8 protein-coding genes are annotated in these 5,619 nt (G+C 40.7%); all 8 read right to left on the bottom strand.

The genetic code is table 11. From position 1 onward, the window contains the following. Nucleotides 1–194: 194 nt before the first annotated feature. Nucleotides 195–884, bottom strand: a complete 690-nt coding sequence (locus R1Y93_RS10115) for a helix-turn-helix domain-containing protein (protein ID WP_500822704.1) — start codon at nt 882–884, stop codon at nt 195–197. An 82-nt stretch (nt 885–966) separates the two neighbouring features. Beyond that, a complete protein-coding gene (locus R1Y93_RS10120; protein WP_500822705.1) occupies nt 967–1,440 on the bottom strand; it encodes a hypothetical protein in 474 nt (157 codons plus the stop codon). 37 nt (nt 1,441–1,477) lie between these two features. After that, nucleotides 1,478–2,512 carry an AMP-binding protein gene (locus R1Y93_RS10125; protein ID WP_500822706.1) on the bottom strand — a complete coding sequence of 345 codons (1,035 nt, stop codon included), beginning with the start codon at nt 2,510–2,512 and terminating at the stop codon, nt 1,478–1,480. 53 nt (nt 2,513–2,565) lie between these two features. Beyond that, complete coding sequence (locus R1Y93_RS10130; RefSeq protein ID WP_500822707.1) at nt 2,566–2,796, bottom strand: acyl carrier protein; 231 nt, start codon at nt 2,794–2,796, stop codon at nt 2,566–2,568. 103 nt (nt 2,797–2,899) lie between these two features. Next, a complete protein-coding gene (locus R1Y93_RS10135) occupies nt 2,900–3,490 on the bottom strand; it encodes a condensation domain-containing protein (protein ID WP_500822708.1) in 591 nt (196 codons plus the stop codon). Between the two features lie 25 nt (nt 3,491–3,515). Next, nucleotides 3,516–4,271 (bottom strand): condensation domain-containing protein, encoded by a 756-nt coding sequence (locus R1Y93_RS10140; RefSeq protein WP_500822709.1) that lies wholly within the window; start codon nt 4,269–4,271, stop codon nt 3,516–3,518. Nucleotides 4,272–4,475: 204 nt separating this feature from the next. Further along, complete coding sequence (locus tag R1Y93_RS10145; RefSeq protein ID WP_500822710.1) at nt 4,476–5,252, bottom strand: alpha/beta hydrolase; 777 nt, start codon at nt 5,250–5,252, stop codon at nt 4,476–4,478. A 96-nt stretch (nt 5,253–5,348) separates the two neighbouring features. Continuing rightward, a partial coding sequence (locus tag R1Y93_RS10150) for a hypothetical protein (RefSeq protein WP_500822711.1) occupies nt 5,349–5,619 on the bottom strand: 271 nt, incomplete at its 5' end.

Consider the following 5,619-nt stretch of genomic DNA (forward strand, 5'->3'; position numbering starts at 1 on the left):
CGGATGTTCTTTATGTATCTTTTGAATTTCAATAGATAACGTTTCGTTCTGCAGTTCATTATTGTTTTTCGGATGTTTTAGCCAGTGATAGTATGCAGAGCGTGTAATATTAAGATACTTACAAAGTTTATCTACAGGATATCCCTTGTCAGAAGATAATTCTTTGATTGCCTTATATGCGGCTAAACGGTGAACTAAAGATAGTGATCCCTCCTTTCTAGTTCTCTGACTTTTTTTAACAGATCATTTTCCATTTGTAAATCAAGATTTTTTCTTTCAAGCTCAACGATTCTATCACGTAATTCTTCCTCAGATGTACGACTTGGTAATGATCCGACTCGTCTACCACGGCGGTCTTCCAGACCTTTACTTCCCATTTCTTCGTATCGTTTTACCCAGTTACGAACTTGTTGATAAGAACATTGATATTTCAAAGCCATTGCTCCATAATTCTTATCATTTGCCAAGCATTCCGTAACTATTTTTAATCGCTCATCAAGAAGAGTCGTTGATTTTGCTTTTTTCATGCAAGCACCTCCAGTGGATGTTTTTAATATTCCACCAGAATTATACACCTGAATCCACTTTAAAAGTTGTGTGTGTGACCGGATTCCGTATTTTAAGCAAATATCATCAAGAGAACCAGCTCCATTAAGATAATCATTTACCGCAGATATTTTTAGTGCTTTTGAGTAACTTTTGTTTTTGGGTTGATTAAGTAAACCTGTTGGTCCATTGCATTGGTATATAGAAATCCATTTTCTAATACTCTGGCAAGCAACTCCAAGGTTTTTACTTGCCTGACCCAATCCAATCTCTCCATCAAGATATTGCTCAACTATTTTTACCTTTACTATTGGATCTATTTTGCTTTTTCTGGACATGAAAATACCCCCATATAGGACTTTTATATTTCATTGTCCTATATGAGGGTAGCATATCAAAACTGCACAGAAAGCCTTTTTGTTATGCAAGAGGTTCATCGATCAGAACATCCTGTCGCCTGATTTTTTTCGTTGTGTTGCGGATAAATGGGTTTTTCCTGACAACCAGCCCTGTAATCTGACGATAGGTTGGCTGATTTTGATTGTACTCATCCAAAAATGACTGAAGCAGTCTTTGAACAGAATCTGCATCCAATGCCTTCGCTTCTACAACTGCCTGCTCCGGATAGATCCGGGCTGTCAGTCCATTCTTCTCACCAGTCACGATCACTTCGCCTACAAGAGGATTCAGGGCAAGCTTATTCTCAATCTCTTCCGGAGAAATATTTTCACCATTTGACAGGATGATCAGGTTTTTCACCCTTCCGTTAATGAATAAATAACCATCCTCATCCATATATCCTTTGTCTCCTGTATGTAGCCAGCCATCCTTAAGAGCCTCCTCAGTTTCCTCCGGCATTTGATAGTAGCCCTTCATAACACTTGTTCCACGCACCAGAATCTCCCCATTGTCAAACCTGACCTCCACATTTTCAAGGGGCCGTCCAATCAGAACCCGGCTTATGGTTTTCCGGTGTATTGTTGCTGATAACAGGGGAGCATTCGGACATTCCATACCCTTCCAGTATCTGAATACCGTATTGTGCAAAGCAGTCAATATAATACGGGTCCAGGTGTGCGCCACCGGTAAATATTGTACGCAGGTTTTTCCCAAATACTTTCTCTGCAAGAACCTTTTTGGGTATTGACGGGTCAGAAGCTGCCAATCTCTTATAAATCGTTTCAATCATCATCGGTACCATAAGCATAATGTCTGGTTCAAAAATGCTCATATTCCTCACCATGTGAAGCAGAGAATCATTGATACATATAGTTGCCCCCTGGGAAAAGCCCTTCAGCCAGTCCATCACAAGGCAGAATGCATGATGGATAGGGAGTACACTAAGCATCACGGTTCCCGGTTCTGCTGAAATTTTTACAGCCTCAACATTGGAAGCCAGATTGTTCTGAGTTAACATAACTCCCTTACTCTTTCCGGTTGTTCCTGAAGTAAATATAATAGTCGCAATATCCTCTTTATCCGGACAGACAGCATCTGCAGACGCATTATTTCCTGCATTCCGAAGTTCACTGATACTATATACTTTTTCCGGTGCATCCTCCACCTCTTCCTGAAGCATCCATATCTTCTGAAGACCCGGACAATTATCCAGAAAAGCCTGAAGATAGGGTCTGTGCTTCGGACTTAAAAAAAGAGCTGCTGAATCGGAGCGATTGATCAGCTCCACCAGATCCTCCCAGGGCAGCGCTGCATCAAGCGGCACTGCTGTTGTACACCCTGTAATAATTCCAATATAACTCTCGATCCATTCTACGGAACTGGTACCGATCAATGCAATATGTTTTCCCTCAAAACCCTCTGCAAGAAGACCTTTTCTCACAGAAACTGCATTTTTCATCATTTCACAATAGCTTCTCTCTGAAATCTCTTTCCTGTTAAGCCATTTTACAGCATTGACTTTGCCAAATTTCTGTACACTTTCTTCTAATATATCTCTAACCAGCATATCCATTTTCTCCCTAGTGCCTGTTTTAAACAGGTGCTGATCTGCACCTCTTCCTACTGAAAGTTTTCCAGTAATTCAAGTGCTTCTCCAATGGTTACGATTTTCATTACTTCGTTCTCTTCAAGCTCAATATCAAACGTGTCCTCAAGTTCACCTAAAAAAGACATAAAATCCAAAGAGCTGAATCCCAGATCCTCACGGAATCTCATATCATTTGTTATTTCTTCCGGTGCCACATTGCTATACTGCGCCACGATATTTTTAAATTCCATTTCCTGATTCATTATCATCTGTCCTCCTGTTACATAACAATCCTGTTATTTTTTGATTTCCAATTTGTCTTGCCAAATGCTTTTTATATTATTCAGGCAGTCATCAAAATACCTTTCAGACTTGTTCCATGATCTCACCAAGGCTCATATCCGGTTCTGCAATTCCTTTAAATAAAATTCGCATCATATAATAATAGAGAAGCTCCATATCATGTTCTTCCAGGTGTGCCGTTTGATAATGATAGGAAAAATTCATTCCACCATCCTCTGTATGAGATACGGTCAAATATATTTTCTTGGTTGCTGCGCCATTGGCAAACCATTTGGCGTGCTGGCGGACAACTCCCAGCATTTCATTTTCTACCTTTACTGGCATTGGCTGATAAGTCAGATAGAAGCTTTCATAGCTGGTATGCTCCGGTGTATGATATCTTTTTCTCAGCTCTTCCATAATAAGTGCAGGATCGTAATTGCTATGCATATAAATGCGGTTCTGTATATTCTGGATTTCATAAGCAGCCGAAAGAAAATCTGTTTCAGATGAGATCACCGTTCTGCACGGAAACATAATCGTCCTGCTTCCGCCAGATGTCCACTCTTCATGAGTAGAACGTCTGGATATAAAATTCTGGATGGTAATATCCTCCTGCCCATTATTAACCTTAGACAGATAAGTACGAATACCAAGCAGAAGAAGATTTGTCATGGAAAGCTGATGATTCATACAGAAATCAATCAGATTCTGAGTTGGCCCCGGCTCCAGTATGGTAATCCTTAACTGCTACAAATAAATTATCCATTTCAATATCTGCGGATCGAAGTTTTGGATTTCCATGCCGCTTTCTGGCAATCTCCAGTACAGATGGTCCCTGAATATCAGAATACAGCGGCTCTCCCAAAGCATCCAGCTGATCTTCCCAGAATTTTTTGTCTTTTGCAAAACGCTTTTCATTGCCGGCTTTTGCCAGGTCTTTCTTCAGTACTGTTTCAAAATCAGCCAATTCCTGTGGATGCGCTGTTCCGTACCTGTAATAGGTATAAAGCTGAAACAGATCCCCGATCATCACTACCAGTCCACATGAATCAATCAGTCGGTGATCCATATGTACAAAAAAACCATTGTATCCTTCCGGCAGCTTCAACATGGTGAACTCACACATGGGAATATTATCGCCATCAAAGGTTTCATATGCCCATTGCTGCATCAATTCATCTGCTTTTGCAAGGCTTTCCATTCCAGACAGATCCTTCAGCTCAATGTCACGCGTATCCTGTTTTACAATATACTGTTTCACATTTCCGTCCTGGTCCGGTTTTGTAAAACGTACCCTGGTGCATCCTGAACGCTCTGTTTCCATCTGGATACACTTTTTTAATAATCCAAAATCCAATTCAGCCTGTACAGAAGCCACAACACTGACACCGGATACCTGCTGTGTACCATAGTCCCTGATCCAGTTATGATGCATCTTCTGAGCAGCAGTCAACGGATAGTAATCTTCTCATTCTTAATCAATCCTTCCTGATATAAACATTACATTTTTGCTCCAGGTGAAAAATAGCATATATTTCAGGGAAATACCAGTATCCCCCAGACTTAATGAACACTTTACAAAAAATTGACCTGGGATTTATCAAACATTTTACAAAAAACTGTTTGATAAATCCCGGTCAAAAGAATTGTTATGCTGTTAATCGTATTTCTCAAAAAAATGCATCATTGTATTCTGATATAGCCTGGGGTCTGCATAGGCACAGCACAAATGCCGTGCCCCAGGCACAACCACAAGCTCTTTCGGAGCCTTGCATAACCTATAGTTTTGAAATGAATTATGGGGATAAACATAGGTATCCTTATCTCCGTGATAAAACAGAACCGGTATGGTATTCGTCTGCATTGCCGCTGTAGTATCTGCATCCTTCATATGAAATCCGGCTAGTATGCCGCAAAGCCAATCCATCTGCATTAAAAGCAAAGGAACATGATGAAGATGAAACCAGTGCACAGCCATGTCCTTCATTTGTCCTTTCATGGAATGGAAGCCACAGTCAGCAATCAGGCCTTTCACTTCCGAAGGCAGCCTGTGTGCAGATGCCATCAGCACAGCTGACGCCCCCATAGACTGCCCATATAAATAAATGGGAAGCTTTTTCTTGTTTCGTTCAGATACATAGAATGCCCAACGCTGAACATCCCACTGCTCCATTGCACCAAAGGTAATATATTTTCCCTCACTGTCACCGCAACAGCGTTGTTCCATAAACAGAAGATTGCATTGATGTTCATGAAGGTATTTTGCCATAAATGACATTGTGCCAAATCGACTGCCACGATATCCATGGCTTAATATAACAAACCGTTTTGGATTTTCGGCCGGCAGATAGAATCCATGCAGCTTTAATCCATCCACACTTCTGATATAGCAGTCCTCCATCTTCTGGGGCAAAGCACCATTCTTTACTCTCATGGTATATCCTTTTGCGTATCCATTCTGAGGATGGTTTTCCCTAATGTGCGACAGTTCGAAACCATTTCTTCCTTTACTTTCTGGGAGGCACCCCGTTTACAGCAAATCATCATATTGGAAGAGGCGCCAGCTTATCTCCATAAATCCCGAAACGATAATAAGAAAGAAGACTATAAACACTTTAGAAATTCTTTTTTTCATGAAAACACCCCGAGTAATTGTCTTATCGCTGCAGTTAATGCAGAAAACCATCTTTCTTGATCCACACTGCGACTTTGATACCTCTACTATACAGCAGGCAAACCATCTAAGCTTGTATTTATTACACTTTTCAATCTCAGGACTGATAATTCTGCATCCAGCAATT

The organism is Blautia sp. HA3515, assembly GCF_059933065.1.